This is a genomic window from Ancylobacter sp. VNQ12 (assembly GCF_049445835.1).
In the GTDB taxonomy this organism is placed as follows: domain Bacteria; phylum Pseudomonadota; class Alphaproteobacteria; order Rhizobiales; family Xanthobacteraceae; genus Ancylobacter.
In genome coordinates, this window is sequence record NZ_JBMSDU010000038.1 from 1 (window position 1) to 11,800 (window position 11,800).

Below are 11,800 nucleotides of genomic sequence, written 5' to 3' on the forward strand. Positions count from 1 at the left end.
GATCGGCGAAGACGGCCTCCAAGGTCGCCTGATGCTTCCTGCTTAATTCCATATAGTATCACTTTCCAGTATCACAATCAACCATCCTGACAGGATAGCCGGATCAGTTGGAAGTGACGATGTAAGTGCCCGGATATGCGGCATCCATCTGGCGGCCGCCGTCTAGAACGTCCAGGGCGTATCCGGCCCAAGCGCGACGCAGCGCTTGTCCACCAGGATGAACCGCCTCTTGGGCGCCCCCGGATCGGTCAGCTTCGGGGTCAGCGACACAACGGCGACGCGCCAGTCGGGGAACCGGAATTGGGGAGCGTCCATAACACCGGCCAGGACGGTCACCCCGCGCTTCTCGATGCGCTGCACGCAGGCGAGAACGTCGTTGTAGAGCTCGCGGCGGCGGCCTTCCCCGCAGTCATCCCCGCTGATCTCCGTCGCCAGGACAAACGCGGTGAGGTCGATCCATTCCTTCAGCTCCTCGACCTGCTCATCATAGGCCGAGCCGATTTCGGGGCGGTGAATGAGGATGGCATCGCATTTCGTCAGCTCGCGCAGCTGATGGTGCGTGCGCAGGGAACGGACCTTCACGGCCTCCATGCGCTCACCAACGTCACACGATACCCCGTTCATGGAGTTCGACCAGAAATGAATTCCCTCGGAGCCGCCGTCGTGGGGATGCCGGCGCATAGGCAAGGGGCGGGGACAAGCCCTTTACCGGAGGCGCGCGGCACGCGCGGGGCTTGTGGCCGGACCAGCCTATGCGATCTTCCCCCACCCTGACGGCCTATGGGGGAATTCCCTTGGTGAGCCAGAGCCCTTCTCTACGTCGCCTAGGATGGGCGTAGAGGCGTTTCGTGGTTCTGTTCGACAATATCCTCATCGGATGCATCAAAACCCTCTCAGCGCCCACCTGTGGCGATCCGTGGCGTTGCCGGTCGATGGCTTCCCTTCTTCAATCCGAATTTTTCGAGATCGCTTGTTCTGAAAATTCTGAAGAGTGTTCTGAAGAGGTGTTCTGATAATGTTCTGAAGTGTTCTGTATCTATATATAGAGGGCGCGACCAAGTCCGCGTTGAAGCGCGACCAAGTCCGCGTTGAAGCGCGACCAAGTCCGCGTTGAAAATGCGTCTGGCGCGACCAAGTCCGCGTTGAAGCGCGACCAAGTCCGCGTTGACATATGTGTAAGACATTGAATCATATGGACATGCGAGAGGTCGGGGCGCGACCAAGTCCGCGTTGCTAATTCGCTGCGAATGCAGAGGAATGTGATTGAAGGATCAGCGCTTTTTGAGCGGGCGCGGAGCGGGCAGGGCCAGCACGTCGGGACCGGCAGGCTGGAGGCTGAGGCCCTCCTCGGTCAGCTTGGCGGGTAACTTGGGGAAGACCTCCAGGATGTGCCCCAGCTCCTCGGCGAATTTTGCCTTGAAATCCCGGTCTCGCCCAAAGCCGCTGCCGAACTGAGGCTTGAGGGCATCCCAGCTGATATGCAGCGGCGTCTCGATATTGTTGAGGCGCCAGCCGAGCCAGAAATACAGGTCCAGCTTGCGCGACGAACCGGCGAAAGCCTTGATGGCGTGCGCGTTCACCGGCACCGCGTGCTGTTTCAGGCTCTCGAACATCTGCGGGCTGAACGTGACCGTGCTGGGCCACAGTGAACGCTGGTCGGGATCACTGGACAGCCAGAGCTCGACCTGCTCGAGCGGCGTGATGTTGCGCGTGCGGACCGAGTTGCCGTCCCAGGCGGAGATGCGCATGGAGCAGGCGGCCAGGGCGTTCAGCTGTTCCTTGAACGCCGTGAGGGTGCCGCGCTTGCCCCCGTCGGTGGAGAAGCCCATGTCGCGGACGAAGCCGGTGAAGGTGTCGGCGATCTCGATCACCGCCGACTTCTGTTGCACCGCCTCGCTGCACAGGTGCATCAGCACCAGGCGGGCCTTGGGGCCGAAGGGCAGCGGTTGCTGGAACTTGCGGCCGTTGGGGTCGCGCAGGAAGCCCGCCGACACGTCCAGCGCCATGCGCCCCTGCTCGCGGCTGTATTCGCGCACATCGAGGGGCTGACGTTCGTGCGGCAGGCCGCAGACGGCCAGCACGCTATGGATATGGCGAATGTCGGTGCGGCTGGGCGCGGCGCTCTCGAACACCTCACGCACGACGGCGCGGCGGCGCTTCTCGCGCGGCAGGGCGGCCAGCTCGGCCGCGCGCCTGGTGCGCTCGGCGTCGCGCTCCTCCTGTTTGCGGGCGAGCGCCCGGACCTCGAAGAAGAAAATGCCGTTGCCGCCGCCGGTACGCTGGCGGTGACGCTCCAGCTCCTGCCGCAGATCGGCATCCTTGATGAGCGATTCGTCGGGACGTTCCATGCGGTGAGGTTAGACCGTTTCAGGCGGGTTGTCGGCGTTCCTGCTCGTCGAATGGGCAGACGATAAACATGGGAACCGCGCTTTCCATGTTCCTAGGTTCCCATGTTTCCCGGTTCCTAGGGGTGCTTGGCGCGGTACTCTTCCCACATGACCTGGAACAGCGCCGACATCGTGAAATCCTTGTCGGCGGCATAGCTCTTGAACTCGCGTTTGAGCTGGGCCGGAACCATCAGCGGCAGTTGCACCGTGCCGGTGCTGGGGGCCTTCTGGAGGTTCTGCATCAAGGTGACGACATCGGGTTCGCCCTTGGTCCGGGCGGGGTTTCTAGGGGGCTTAGCGAGCGCGGTCATGCGGCGGTCCTTTTCTTGGTGTTGGCATTGGTGAGGGTGGCGACGATGGATTCGAACACCGCCTTCGCTCGGCCATTCAGGCTGGGATAGGCGGTTTCCGAGGCGGCTTGGCCGAGGTCGCTGGCGCGGCGATACGCCGTGCGCTCCGGCAGGCACCCCTCGGCGACCCGGAATCCGGTTTTGGCGAGATATCCGCGCGCTTCAGCCACCTCGGCGTCACTGTCGCCGGTGCGGCTGAGCACGAATACGATGCGGGCGGTCTCGACCTGGTGGGCGGCCAGCTCACGGGCAAGCGCGACGGCCGGTTCGAGATCGTCCAGGGCGGTGCCGGTGGGGATCACGACCACGTCGGCGGCCAAGCCGATCTTGAGCGTCTGCGACGTTGCGTGCGGCGCCCCGTCCAGCACCATGACGTGGAAGTCCCCGGCGTCTTCGATGGCCTTCTCAAGCCGCTGGTAGCCCTCGACGCGGATCTCCGGGGTGACCCCGTGCCGGTGCCGCCGTTGCATCCAGTGGAAGCTGGTGGCCTGCGACACGTCCAGGTCGGCAATCTTCACGTCCCAGGTGCCGCCATCCATGCGGGCAAATTCGCTGGCGACCAGGCGGCAGACGGTGCTCTTGCCGACGCCGCCCTTCTGCGACACGACCCCGATTATGTAGGGCATGACTGCTCCCTTTCGCCTGTTTTCCTGTGAACCAGGATTCCACGCTAAGATGAAAATTAGGTAACCGGGAACAGGGGAAGCCATCTTTCCGGGAACCCATGTAACCAGAAAGACATCAACCTAGGAACCTAGGTTTCCACTTCAGCGGACGGGGTAGAATGCGTGGCGGAGCGAACGCGCTCCCCAATAGCGCCGTAGTGAGCGGAGCCGCCCGGCGCGGTGGGCGCCGCCATGACATCCCGCTGAATCGGTCGCGCCGAATGGGCAGGCTCGCAACCTATGAACATGGGTTTCCATGTTAATGGGAACACGGGTCAGATGTGGCGCTGTAGCGCTATAGCGTTGCGGCACAGGCGTGAATTTTCTTGGGCGCCAGCCTTCGCTAAAACTCCGGAGGCGTCCAGGTTAAAACCGAAGCGCTCTAGTCAATCCATCCTGTCGCCGCCACGCAATTCCGTAAGCAGAAGATCCAGCAATGTCTCGAGATCCCTCGCCTTTTCCTGCGGAAAATGAACCGCTTCAATGAGGTCTGCAGGAACGCGCGCGCAGCTGGACCGAAGCGCGTTTCCGGCCTCGGTCAGGTCAAGTTCGACGACACGCTCATCCTTGCAACTGCGCTGGCGCCGCACGAGACCCTGCTGTTCCAGCCTCTTGAGCAGCGGGGTCAGCGTGTTGGTGTTGAGCAGGGCACGTCTGCCGACATGAGACACCGGGCAGGGCGCGTCTTCCCACAGGATCATCAGCACGATGTATTGCGGATATGTCAGCCCAAGTGGCTCCAACAATGGTTGATACAGCCGTGTAATCAGGCGGGACGCGGCGTAGAGCCGAAAACACAACTGCTGATCGAGGTGCAATTGCTCTTCCGGCGCTTCTGCGGCCGAAACGGATGAAGAACTCTGGCTCACCTCACGCGCCCCCCTGATCCCGGCAGCGCCATGTGCCCATCTGCGCGCCGTGCAAGACGCGGATCCGAGAGTGGTGATACAAGCACATGGTCACGACCGCTTCTGGAATTTCAGCGCAATTCCAGAACCACGTCGACATTCCCGCGCACGGCATTCGAATAGGGACAGACGGCATGGGCCTGTTCGATCAACGCCTGTGCCTGGTCACGCGGTAATCCGGGGACGGTCACGGACAGGCGGACGGCAAGGGCAAACCCGCCCTTGTCGTTGGGGCCGATACCGACCATTGCGTCAACGCGGGTCTCTCCGGGATCGAGCTTCTGCTGCCGGGCGACATGGGCGAGGGCGCTGTCGAAGCAGGCGGCATAACCGCATGCGAACAGCTGCTCGGGGTTGGTGCCCTCTCCGCCCGGACCACCCAGATCGCCGGGCATGGCCAGCCGCAGATCAAGCTTGCCATCGTCGGTGAAAGCGCGCCCGTTGCGCCCACCCGTCGCAGTGCCATGGGCTTGGTATAGAATCTTCATGGTCAAACTCCTGTTTGGTCTTGCGCTTTTATATCTTCCGCGATACAAACGCGCAAGATATAAACTGCAGCCCTTCCGCTGCGACCTTCGGGGCATCGCATCGGAACAGGTAAAGGGCCTGAGGGCGCCTGGGAAAAGGAGGACCACCATGAAGTATCGTCAGCTTGGCAAGTCGGGATTGCTTGTGTCGGAATTGTGCTTTGGCACGATGTCTTTCGGGGCCGAGGGCTATTGGGAGGTTGTTGGCGGCCTCGATCAGGCGGCGGCACAGCGCCTTGTGGACATCGCCATTGACGGCGGCATAAACTTCTTTGACAGCGCCGATGTCTACTCGCATGGCCAGTCCGAGACCATCCTGGGGCAGACGTTGAAGGGCAAGCGCGACAAGGCGGTCGTGGCGACAAAGGTACGCGGCCGCATGAGCGGTGACATCAACGATGTCGGCCTCAGCCGACGCCACATCATCCAGAGCTGCGAGAACAGCCTCAGGCGGCTGGGCACCGATTACATCGACCTTTACATCGTTCACAGCTTTGATTTCACGACGCCGCTGGAAGAAACGCTGTCGGCACTGAACGATCTCGTCCATCAGGGCAAGGTGCGCTATCTCGGCTGCTCGAATTTCTTCGCCTGGCAACTCATGAAGGCATTGTCCATCTCCGAGCGCCATCATTGGGAAAAATTCGTCTCGCTTCAGGCCTATTACTCGCTTGTCGCCCGTGATGTGGAATACGAACTGGTCCCGCTTTGCGAGGATCAGGGCCTGGGCCTGACGCCATGGTCACCGTTGGCAGGCGGGTTCCTGACCGGCAAGTATCCACGTGGCCAGGAGAAGGCACAGGACGGGCGCCGGAGCCGCGAGGACCAGAATTTCATCCAGTTCGATCAGGACCGCGCCTATGCCATCCTTGACGAGGTTCGCGCCATTGCGGATGCGCGCGGCGCGACCCCGGCCCAGGTGTCGCTCAATTACCTGTTGCGCAAGTCGGCGGTCAGCTCGGTTCTGATCGGTGCAACGAAGCCGGAGCAACTTGTGGACAACATCAACACGGTATCGTGGTCGCTGACCCCCGAAGAGGTTGCGCGCCTTGATACGGCAAGCGAGCCGCCGCGCATGTACCCGAAGTGGATGCTCGACTTCACCCGTCTGGATCGGGACAATCCGCAGATGATGCTCTGAGTGGCTGTTGAAGAACTCGGAGTAGTGTCCAGAATCTTTCGCACATTTTCTCAGAGCGTGTTTGAGAAGCGTCAGACGGCCCGCCTGACGAGGGTTGCGATGGCGGCGATGGTGATGAGGGTCTCGGCGACGGCGGTGAGCTGCTCGTAGTCGCGGACGAGGCGTCGGCATTTCAGTATCCCTCCGACGGCGGCCGTCTTGAGAATTGGGGCATTGCGGTGAGAATTCGTCTGTATGGACATCTATACAGGCACACCGATCAGTCGGCTTGAGATCGTTGAGAGGGGCGGTCGGCGGCGCTTCAGCGGTGAAGCGAAGCTGCGGATCGTCGAGGAGAGCTATTCGGGGCGGCGCCTGGGCTCGGCGACGGCCCGCAAGTACGGGATCACACGCTCGCAGTTGAACGACTGGCGCGATGCCGCGCGGGCCGGGCGGTTCGGTCCCGTTTCGAGCGCAGGATTTGTTCCGGCTGTGATCGTGCCGGAGGTCGCGGCGACGAGCGGCCCGCTGATGACGGAGGGCAGCGGTCGGATCGAGCTCGTGACGACGAACGGGCGGCGGGTGATCGTGGACCACAGCGTCGACGTCGAGGCAGTGCTGCGGATTGTGCGCGGCCTGGAAACGCTGCGGTGATCCCGGTTCCGACGGGCGTGGGCAAAGTCGCCGCAATGCCGTCTAGGAGCGAGAGCTGCACATTCATGGCTGCACCTTGCCGATGGTGGTCCAGTGCACGCCATAGGTGCGGGCGATGTCGCGCAGCGGCTCGCCCGCTGCCTTGCGGGCGAGGATCTCGCCGCGCTGGTGCGCGGACAGGCGCGACGGGCGCCCCAGCTTGACGCCACGGGCCTTGGCTCGGTCGCGGCCCTCTTTGGTCCGGGCCTTGATCAACTCGCGCTCGAACTCGGCCAGGCCGCCCAGCACGGTCACCATCAGGCGCCCGTGGGCCGTGGTGGTATCCGCCCAGGCATCGGCGAGGGAGCGGAACGCCGCGCCGCGCTGCCCCACCTCATGCAGGATGTTGAGCAGGTCGCGGCTGGAACGGGCCAGCCGGTCCAGGCGGGTGACCAGCAGCAGGTCACCGTCGCCCAGCGCCTTCAGTACCCGCGCCAGCTCCCCGCGGTCCCGGTTCTCGCCGCTGCGGGATTCCTGGAAGATCTTCTCGGCCCCGGCTGCTTCCAGTGCCGCCACCTGGGCAGCGGCGGACTGGCTTCCGGTGGAGACGCGAGCATATCCGTAAATCATGCATCATTATGCTACGGATTATCGCTACAGAAAAGCGTAATAAACGCAGCAGCTTAATTTTGTAGCGAAAATGGTAATTTATGATACATAGCCGAAGCGGCTGCGTGGTGTCTTAATTGCACGCCCGAAGGATAATTTTACCACGTGCCACAAATTAGCCCTTTTCGTAGAAGTCTTGCCACATTATCGTCGCAATTGGCGATCAGAACAGGGTTCTATAGCGGCCGTGTCTGAGCGGTCGGCGAACTGCATCTTTTCAACCGACATCGTGAACGAAGTCGGCGTGGGACGTGTGCCCGCGAACGGAGACTGATTGCTTTTGTCTTGACAGGTCAGCAATGCTGACGTATCTGGAACAAGTAATCAAACATCTCCGTTTATCTACATCGTTCCCTTTGGGTGCAACCTAGGGGACGAGGTGATCGGATATTGCTAGGTCTCTTCGATCACCATCAGCGACGGCGGGCTCTATGCCCGCCGTTTGCTTTTACTGCCTTACGCAAGAACATCTGCACGCGGCTCGTGTTTCGACCTGCTTGATGTTTCCCGCTGGGTTGGCTTGACTCTTTTCAGAAAGTATCGGAAGTTTTAATTTCCACTCTGAGTCGATGACTCGTGAGTGAGCTTCGTGCCTACGCCGTGCCGTCAATGCCTTTAGGAGACCAGGTTGCACCCCTGGGGTTGATCCGACTGGGCATTGAGACCTAGTGACGAGCGGAGGGTGGTGGCTGCGGGAGCGGCGCCACTCAGGGTGTCCACGCCTGGGCGCCGCCCAAAACTCCGTCGCTTCTGAAGTGCGCCGACCTGTTTCTCAACCGGGAAACGGGTAACCCATATTCAGGAGACGGATCCATGCGATTCATCCCCCCTAAGTCTGCGCCTAAAAAGCCTAAGCCGACTGTTCTCACGGACGACACCGTGAAAACGATGTTTGCTGGTTTCCGCATCATCCTCAAGGATGGCGTGGTGCCGGTTGAGGGCCATGTCATCGGCTGGAAGTACACCGATGCTGGTCCGCTCGGCGCGATCGTGCGCAATCCGCTGAACGACAATCGCTATCTCTACGGCATCGACTTCGAGACCGGTAAGCCGCGTCGGCTGGCCGGTCCGAAGGCGGGCTCGATCTGAGAGATCAGCGGGGGTGGGAGGCGCAAATGCCTCCCGCTCCTGCGGAGATAGCGCCCATGAGCACCACACATCATGCCTTCCGGGCGCCCGCTGATGCGCGCGCCCTTTCTTTCAAAAACGCCGAACGCAGCTGGAAGCCGCCGCGTCAGGTCATCAAGTGCCCCGACATTATCGCCCTGGTCGCCTATCATCACCAGGCGAATGTCCTCTCGACCTTCGTTCCGGCGTTCGATGCCCACTTCGCACAGTCCATCGATCTCCTGCCGAAGGCCGTAGGCGGCCAGGGCACCAACATCGCTGCGGCGCTGCGAGCAGCCAACACGCTGCTCGCACCCGTGCCGAGAGGGCTGCGTCGCCGTATCTGGCTTCTGACCGATGGTCAGGACAATCACGAAGCCGACCTTGTTCTTGCCGAGGTGGCGCGCTCCGCCGCTCAACGCACGAACATCAACACGGTGGGCTTCGGCGAGGGTAAGGAGATCAGCGCGAACCGGCTGCGGGACATCAGCTACGGGACGAAAACCGGCTGCTACATGCCGGCGGAAAGTGCCCAGGCGCTGAACACGCTGCTGCGCAAGAGCGTCGATGGCAAGCCACCGGAAGCCCATCAGGGCGAAGCGACGGTCTTCTGCATCGATGTCAGCCTGTCGATGAACGACAAGCTCGGCGGCATGCGGAAAATCGATGTCGTGCGTGAAACGATGCTCGGCATGATCCGCTACAAGCAGCAGATGTGGTCGTGAACATCCCGACTGGGGCGGGATCGTTCCCGCCCCAGTTGCTTTTGAAGGCGACAGGCAGGGGGTGAAGGGTCCCCCCTTCTGCCGGAGGGCATGGGAGGCTGGCACCAAGCCTCCCATTGCCGCACCAGGTGCGGCACACAGGAGGGTGCGGGAGGAACCTTCTCCCGCTCGATCGCGTGGCGCGATCGACACAGGCAGGCAGAGCCCGCCGTCACTACCAAAGCGAAGCCACAGGTAGTGACGGCGGCGGCCCACTGGCGCGAACCGCCGAGATATTTCCATCACCAGAGCCGCAAACGACCGTCTCCGCCCCGGCGTCAGGAGGCGGTTTTCGCACGGGCGCATAAAGTGCTGCTCGAACGCCGCTCGACGTTCGAGCCCGACACCGGAAGGTGACACCCCCGCCGCAAGGCTTACCATTTCACGGAGAGAACGACATGCCGACGCATGCCCAACCCCGAAGCTGGCAACGCCAGCACCCCAGCCAACCGCACGGCCCCACGGGCACGGCATAGGCCGCCCCCGGAGGCACACCCGCCAAGGAGATCCGCACCCACACACCAGCCACGCGACCGTCATGACGACAACGGTGCCCGCTGATGAGCGGTCACCACGGACAGGCAGAAGGACGACGAAACGGACTGTACACCCTGAGTACCCCGGCCTTCCCGCGCCTCGAACGCGGAACCGTCATTCCCACGGGAATCCGGTTGGCCAGCAACACTAAACAATTCAACGAAAGACCGCCCATGAACGACCTCGCCTACAGCCTGCGCACGCTCTGCCAGCATGCGCCGGACGGGTCGTGGGCGACCCGCCACCAGCGGCAGAGCGGGCTGATCGCCATCGCGGGCGAACTCCGGCAGCTCGGCTACAAGATGCCCGACGCCCGCTCCCTGAAGCCGAAGCACATCCAGGCGCTGCTGACGCACTGGCGGGCCAGCGGCATCAGCGACGCCACCATGAAGAACCGGCTTGGCTGGGTGCGCTGGTGGGCGCTGCGGACCGGCAAACCCGGCCTGATCCCGCGCGACAACGCCGCCCTCGGCATCGGCGAGAAGACGACGTTCAAGGGCCCCCGTGCCGAGGCTACCGGCGCCAGCAAGCGGGACGCCCTGCCGGAGCGGATGCAGCTCGCCATCCGCCTGCAGATGGCATTCGGCCTGCGCCTTGAGGAGAGCCTCAAGTTTCGCGCGGCGACCGCCGATCACCGCACCTATGTGACGTTGCAGGCATCCTGGTGCAAAGGCAACCGCACCCGGGCCATCCCGGTCACCCATGAACGCCAGCGCGACCTGCTCGACGAACTGCACCGGGTCTGCGGCGACGGCTCGCTCATTCCGAACGGCACCAGCTACATCGCCTTCCGCAAGCAGCTGGAGAACGCCACGCTCGCCGCCGGCATCACCAACATGCACAAGCACCGGCACTGGTACGCCTGCTGGCGCTACCGGACCCTGAGCGGCGTCCAGGCCCCGGCCGAGGGCGGGCCGACGCACGACCAGGTGACGCCCGCCGAACGCGCCCGCCTCGACGCCGTGCGGCTCCAGGTCAGCCAGGAACTCGGCCACAACCGCATCGATGTCACCGACGCCTATCTCGGCGGGCGCTGGCCGAAGAAGGCGGCCACGGCATGAGAACGGCGGAACCGGCCCCGTTCCTGCCGACGCTGCGCAGGCTGACGGCCGAGGCCCGCGAGAAGATCGCGGCCGACCTGTTGGGCCTCGATCAGGTGCGCGAGGCGATGACGCAGGCGGCCTACCTCGGCCGTGAGCGTCTGTTTCTGCGGCCGAAAACCCCGGTCGATCTACGCGGCACGACGGCCGCGACAACGTTGACGGAGCACCTGGCCAAACTCGGCGCCATCATGTTCTGGCACCCTTACACGGCCGACCAGGACGGCCACCCGACAACCGGGCACGAGCTAGAAATCGCCTGGCACGAAAGGCGGTAAGGCACGGTCACCTATGTCGGGCTTGACCCGATGTATAAGTGCGCCATTGACTAAAAAACTGCTCCCAGCCGCTTCCGCTACGAAACGCACCAGCTATCCGACAGCACGCTCCAGGGTGGAGGTGACCCACTTGTTGAGGCTGACGCCCGCCCGCCGCGCGGCCGTGGAAACCGCCTTGTGCAGGTCCGGTTCGGTCCGCACGACAAACTGCCCGGAAAACGGCTTCTCCGGCTCCTCGCCGCGCTCCTTGCAGAACGCCAGGTAATCCTCAACGGAATCCGCGAAGGCCTGCTTCAGCTCAGCGGCCGACGCGCCCTGGAAGGTGATCACGTCGCGCAGATTCAGCACCTCGCCGTGGAAAATCTCGGCCTCCTCGTCGAACTCGACGACGGCCTCATAGCCCTTGTAATGCATCATGGTCATGGTCGTATCTCCGCTTCGAGCAGGAAGCGCCGCATCGACTTCACCGCGCCCTTGTCCATTTCCTTCTGCGGATGGGGCCGGTGAAACACGGCACGGATGCCGTTGAGGGCGATGCGCACCCGCGACCCCTGGCCCTCCGTGATCTCCGCCCCGCACGCCGCCAGCATGGCTTCGATGTCGCGCCAGACGATTCCGGCACGCACGGGATCGGCGAAGACGGCCTCCAAGGTCGCCTGATGCTTCCTGCTTAATTCCATATAGTATCACTTTCCAGTATCACAATCAACCATCCTGACAGGATAGCCGGATCAGTTGGAAGTGACGATGTAAGT

Annotated in this window: 16 protein-coding genes; 6 read left to right on the forward strand and 10 right to left on the reverse strand. The window is 62.8% G+C overall.

Annotation, left to right across the window (positions count from 1 at the left end):
• Positions 1-162: 162 nt before the first annotated feature.
• The 6 genes from ACO2RV_RS24330 to ACO2RV_RS24355 all read right to left on the reverse strand — a co-directional run bounded on the left by ACO2RV_RS24330 (position 163) and on the right by ACO2RV_RS24355 (position 4,798).
• On the reverse strand, positions 163-591 hold the full coding sequence (locus ACO2RV_RS24330) for a hypothetical protein (protein ID WP_423296788.1): 429 nt from the start codon (positions 589-591) through the stop codon (positions 163-165).
• Positions 592-1,271: 680 nt separating this feature from the next.
• On the reverse strand, positions 1,272-2,348 hold the full coding sequence (locus ACO2RV_RS24335) for a replication protein RepA (protein ID WP_423296789.1): 1,077 nt from the start codon (positions 2,346-2,348) through the stop codon (positions 1,272-1,274).
• A gap of 116 nt (positions 2,349-2,464) precedes the next feature.
• Positions 2,465-2,698 carry a hypothetical protein gene (locus ACO2RV_RS24340; RefSeq protein ID WP_423296790.1) on the reverse strand — a complete coding sequence of 78 codons (234 nt, stop codon included), beginning with the start codon at positions 2,696-2,698 and terminating at the stop codon, positions 2,465-2,467.
• Positions 2,695-3,363: a division plane positioning ATPase MipZ gene (locus ACO2RV_RS24345; protein ID WP_423296791.1), complete on the reverse strand. Its 669-nt coding sequence runs from the start codon at positions 3,361-3,363 to the stop codon at positions 2,695-2,697. The genes ACO2RV_RS24340 and ACO2RV_RS24345 overlap by 4 nt, the downstream gene beginning before the upstream one ends.
• 425 nt (positions 3,364-3,788) lie before the next feature.
• Positions 3,789-4,271 (reverse strand): MarR family winged helix-turn-helix transcriptional regulator, encoded by a 483-nt coding sequence (locus ACO2RV_RS24350; protein ID WP_423296792.1) that lies wholly within the window; start codon positions 4,269-4,271, stop codon positions 3,789-3,791.
• Between the two features lie 110 nt (positions 4,272-4,381).
• On the reverse strand, positions 4,382-4,798 hold the full coding sequence (locus ACO2RV_RS24355) for an organic hydroperoxide resistance protein (RefSeq protein WP_423296793.1): 417 nt from the start codon (positions 4,796-4,798) through the stop codon (positions 4,382-4,384).
• A 148-nt stretch (positions 4,799-4,946) separates the two neighbouring features.
• Between ACO2RV_RS24355 and ACO2RV_RS24360 the strand changes: the two genes are divergently transcribed.
• Positions 4,947-5,978, forward strand: a complete 1,032-nt coding sequence (locus ACO2RV_RS24360) for an aldo/keto reductase (RefSeq protein WP_423296794.1) — start codon at positions 4,947-4,949, stop codon at positions 5,976-5,978.
• A 71-nt stretch (positions 5,979-6,049) separates the two neighbouring features.
• Here ACO2RV_RS24360 and ACO2RV_RS24365 read toward each other — a convergent pair whose 3' ends face one another.
• Positions 6,050-6,220, reverse strand: coding sequence for a hypothetical protein (locus ACO2RV_RS24365; protein ID WP_423296795.1), 171 nt, complete (start codon positions 6,218-6,220; stop codon positions 6,050-6,052).
• Here ACO2RV_RS24365 and tnpA point away from each other — a divergent pair.
• Positions 6,213-6,611: an IS66-like element accessory protein TnpA gene (tnpA, locus tag ACO2RV_RS24370; protein ID WP_423296796.1), complete on the forward strand. Its 399-nt coding sequence runs from the start codon at positions 6,213-6,215 to the stop codon at positions 6,609-6,611. The genes ACO2RV_RS24365 and tnpA overlap by 8 nt on opposite strands.
• Positions 6,612-6,674: 63 nt before the next feature.
• Here the strand turns inward: tnpA and ACO2RV_RS24375 are convergent, their stop codons facing one another.
• On the reverse strand, positions 6,675-7,220 hold the full coding sequence (locus ACO2RV_RS24375) for a recombinase family protein (protein WP_423296797.1): 546 nt from the start codon (positions 7,218-7,220) through the stop codon (positions 6,675-6,677).
• Positions 7,221-8,138: 918 nt separating this feature from the next.
• Here ACO2RV_RS24375 and ACO2RV_RS24380 point away from each other — a divergent pair.
• The 4 genes from ACO2RV_RS24380 to ACO2RV_RS24395 all read left to right on the forward strand — a co-directional run bounded on the left by ACO2RV_RS24380 (position 8,139) and on the right by ACO2RV_RS24395 (position 11,045).
• Positions 8,139-8,348 carry a hypothetical protein gene (locus ACO2RV_RS24380; RefSeq protein WP_423296798.1) on the forward strand — a complete coding sequence of 70 codons (210 nt, stop codon included), beginning with the start codon at positions 8,139-8,141 and terminating at the stop codon, positions 8,346-8,348.
• Positions 8,349-8,404: 56 nt separating this feature from the next.
• The gene (locus ACO2RV_RS24385) at positions 8,405-9,091 is read left to right on the forward strand and encodes a vWA domain-containing protein (RefSeq protein ID WP_423296799.1); all 687 of its coding nucleotides are present in this window, start codon (positions 8,405-8,407) and stop codon (positions 9,089-9,091) included.
• Positions 9,092-9,840: 749 nt separating this feature from the next.
• Positions 9,841-10,728 carry a phage integrase N-terminal domain-containing protein gene (locus ACO2RV_RS24390; protein WP_423296800.1) on the forward strand — a complete coding sequence of 296 codons (888 nt, stop codon included), beginning with the start codon at positions 9,841-9,843 and terminating at the stop codon, positions 10,726-10,728.
• Positions 10,725-11,045: a hypothetical protein gene (locus ACO2RV_RS24395; RefSeq protein WP_423296801.1), complete on the forward strand. Its 321-nt coding sequence runs from the start codon at positions 10,725-10,727 to the stop codon at positions 11,043-11,045. Before ACO2RV_RS24390 ends, ACO2RV_RS24395 begins: the two co-directional genes overlap by 4 nt.
• Positions 11,046-11,138: 93 nt before the next feature.
• Here the strand turns inward: ACO2RV_RS24395 and ACO2RV_RS24400 are convergent, their stop codons facing one another.
• Together ACO2RV_RS24400 and ACO2RV_RS24405 are read right to left on the reverse strand one after the other, a co-directional pair.
• A complete protein-coding gene (locus ACO2RV_RS24400; RefSeq protein ID WP_423296802.1) occupies positions 11,139-11,468 on the reverse strand; it encodes a type II toxin-antitoxin system HicB family antitoxin in 330 nt (109 codons plus the stop codon).
• A complete protein-coding gene (locus ACO2RV_RS24405; protein WP_423296803.1) occupies positions 11,465-11,725 on the reverse strand; it encodes a type II toxin-antitoxin system HicA family toxin in 261 nt (86 codons plus the stop codon). The genes ACO2RV_RS24400 and ACO2RV_RS24405 overlap by 4 nt, the downstream gene beginning before the upstream one ends.
• Positions 11,726-11,800 lie beyond the last annotated feature (75 nt).

Excerpts from the sequence above, each read along its gene's own strand:
- ACO2RV_RS24335 (WP_423296789.1), bottom strand. The coding sequence starts at position 2,348 with ATGGAACGTCCCGACGAATCGCTCATCAAGGATGCCGATCTGCGGCAG.
- ACO2RV_RS24405 (WP_423296803.1), bottom strand. The coding sequence starts at position 11,725 with ATGGAATTAAGCAGGAAGCATCAGGCGACCTTGGAGGCCGTCTTCGCC.
- ACO2RV_RS24360 (WP_423296794.1), top strand. The coding sequence starts at position 4,947 with ATGAAGTATCGTCAGCTTGGCAAGTCGGGATTGCTTGTGTCGGAATTG.
- tnpA (WP_423296796.1), top strand. The coding sequence starts at position 6,213 with ATGGACATCTATACAGGCACACCGATCAGTCGGCTTGAGATCGTTGAG.
- ACO2RV_RS24385 (WP_423296799.1), top strand. The coding sequence starts at position 8,405 with ATGAGCACCACACATCATGCCTTCCGGGCGCCCGCTGATGCGCGCGCC.
- ACO2RV_RS24330 (WP_423296788.1), bottom strand. The coding sequence starts at position 591 with ATGGAGGCCGTGAAGGTCCGTTCCCTGCGCACGCACCATCAGCTGCGC.
- ACO2RV_RS24395 (WP_423296801.1), top strand. The coding sequence starts at position 10,725 with ATGAGAACGGCGGAACCGGCCCCGTTCCTGCCGACGCTGCGCAGGCTG.
- ACO2RV_RS24375 (WP_423296797.1), bottom strand. The coding sequence starts at position 7,220 with ATGATTTACGGATATGCTCGCGTCTCCACCGGAAGCCAGTCCGCCGCT.
- ACO2RV_RS24355 (WP_423296793.1), bottom strand. The coding sequence starts at position 4,798 with ATGAAGATTCTATACCAAGCCCATGGCACTGCGACGGGTGGGCGCAAC.
- ACO2RV_RS24365 (WP_423296795.1), bottom strand. The coding sequence starts at position 6,220 with ATGTCCATACAGACGAATTCTCACCGCAATGCCCCAATTCTCAAGACG.
- ACO2RV_RS24390 (WP_423296800.1), top strand. The coding sequence starts at position 9,841 with ATGAACGACCTCGCCTACAGCCTGCGCACGCTCTGCCAGCATGCGCCG.
- ACO2RV_RS24340 (WP_423296790.1), bottom strand. The coding sequence starts at position 2,698 with ATGACCGCGCTCGCTAAGCCCCCTAGAAACCCCGCCCGGACCAAGGGC.
- ACO2RV_RS24400 (WP_423296802.1), bottom strand. The coding sequence starts at position 11,468 with ATGACCATGATGCATTACAAGGGCTATGAGGCCGTCGTCGAGTTCGAC.
- ACO2RV_RS24345 (WP_423296791.1), bottom strand. The coding sequence starts at position 3,363 with ATGCCCTACATAATCGGGGTCGTGTCGCAGAAGGGCGGCGTCGGCAAG.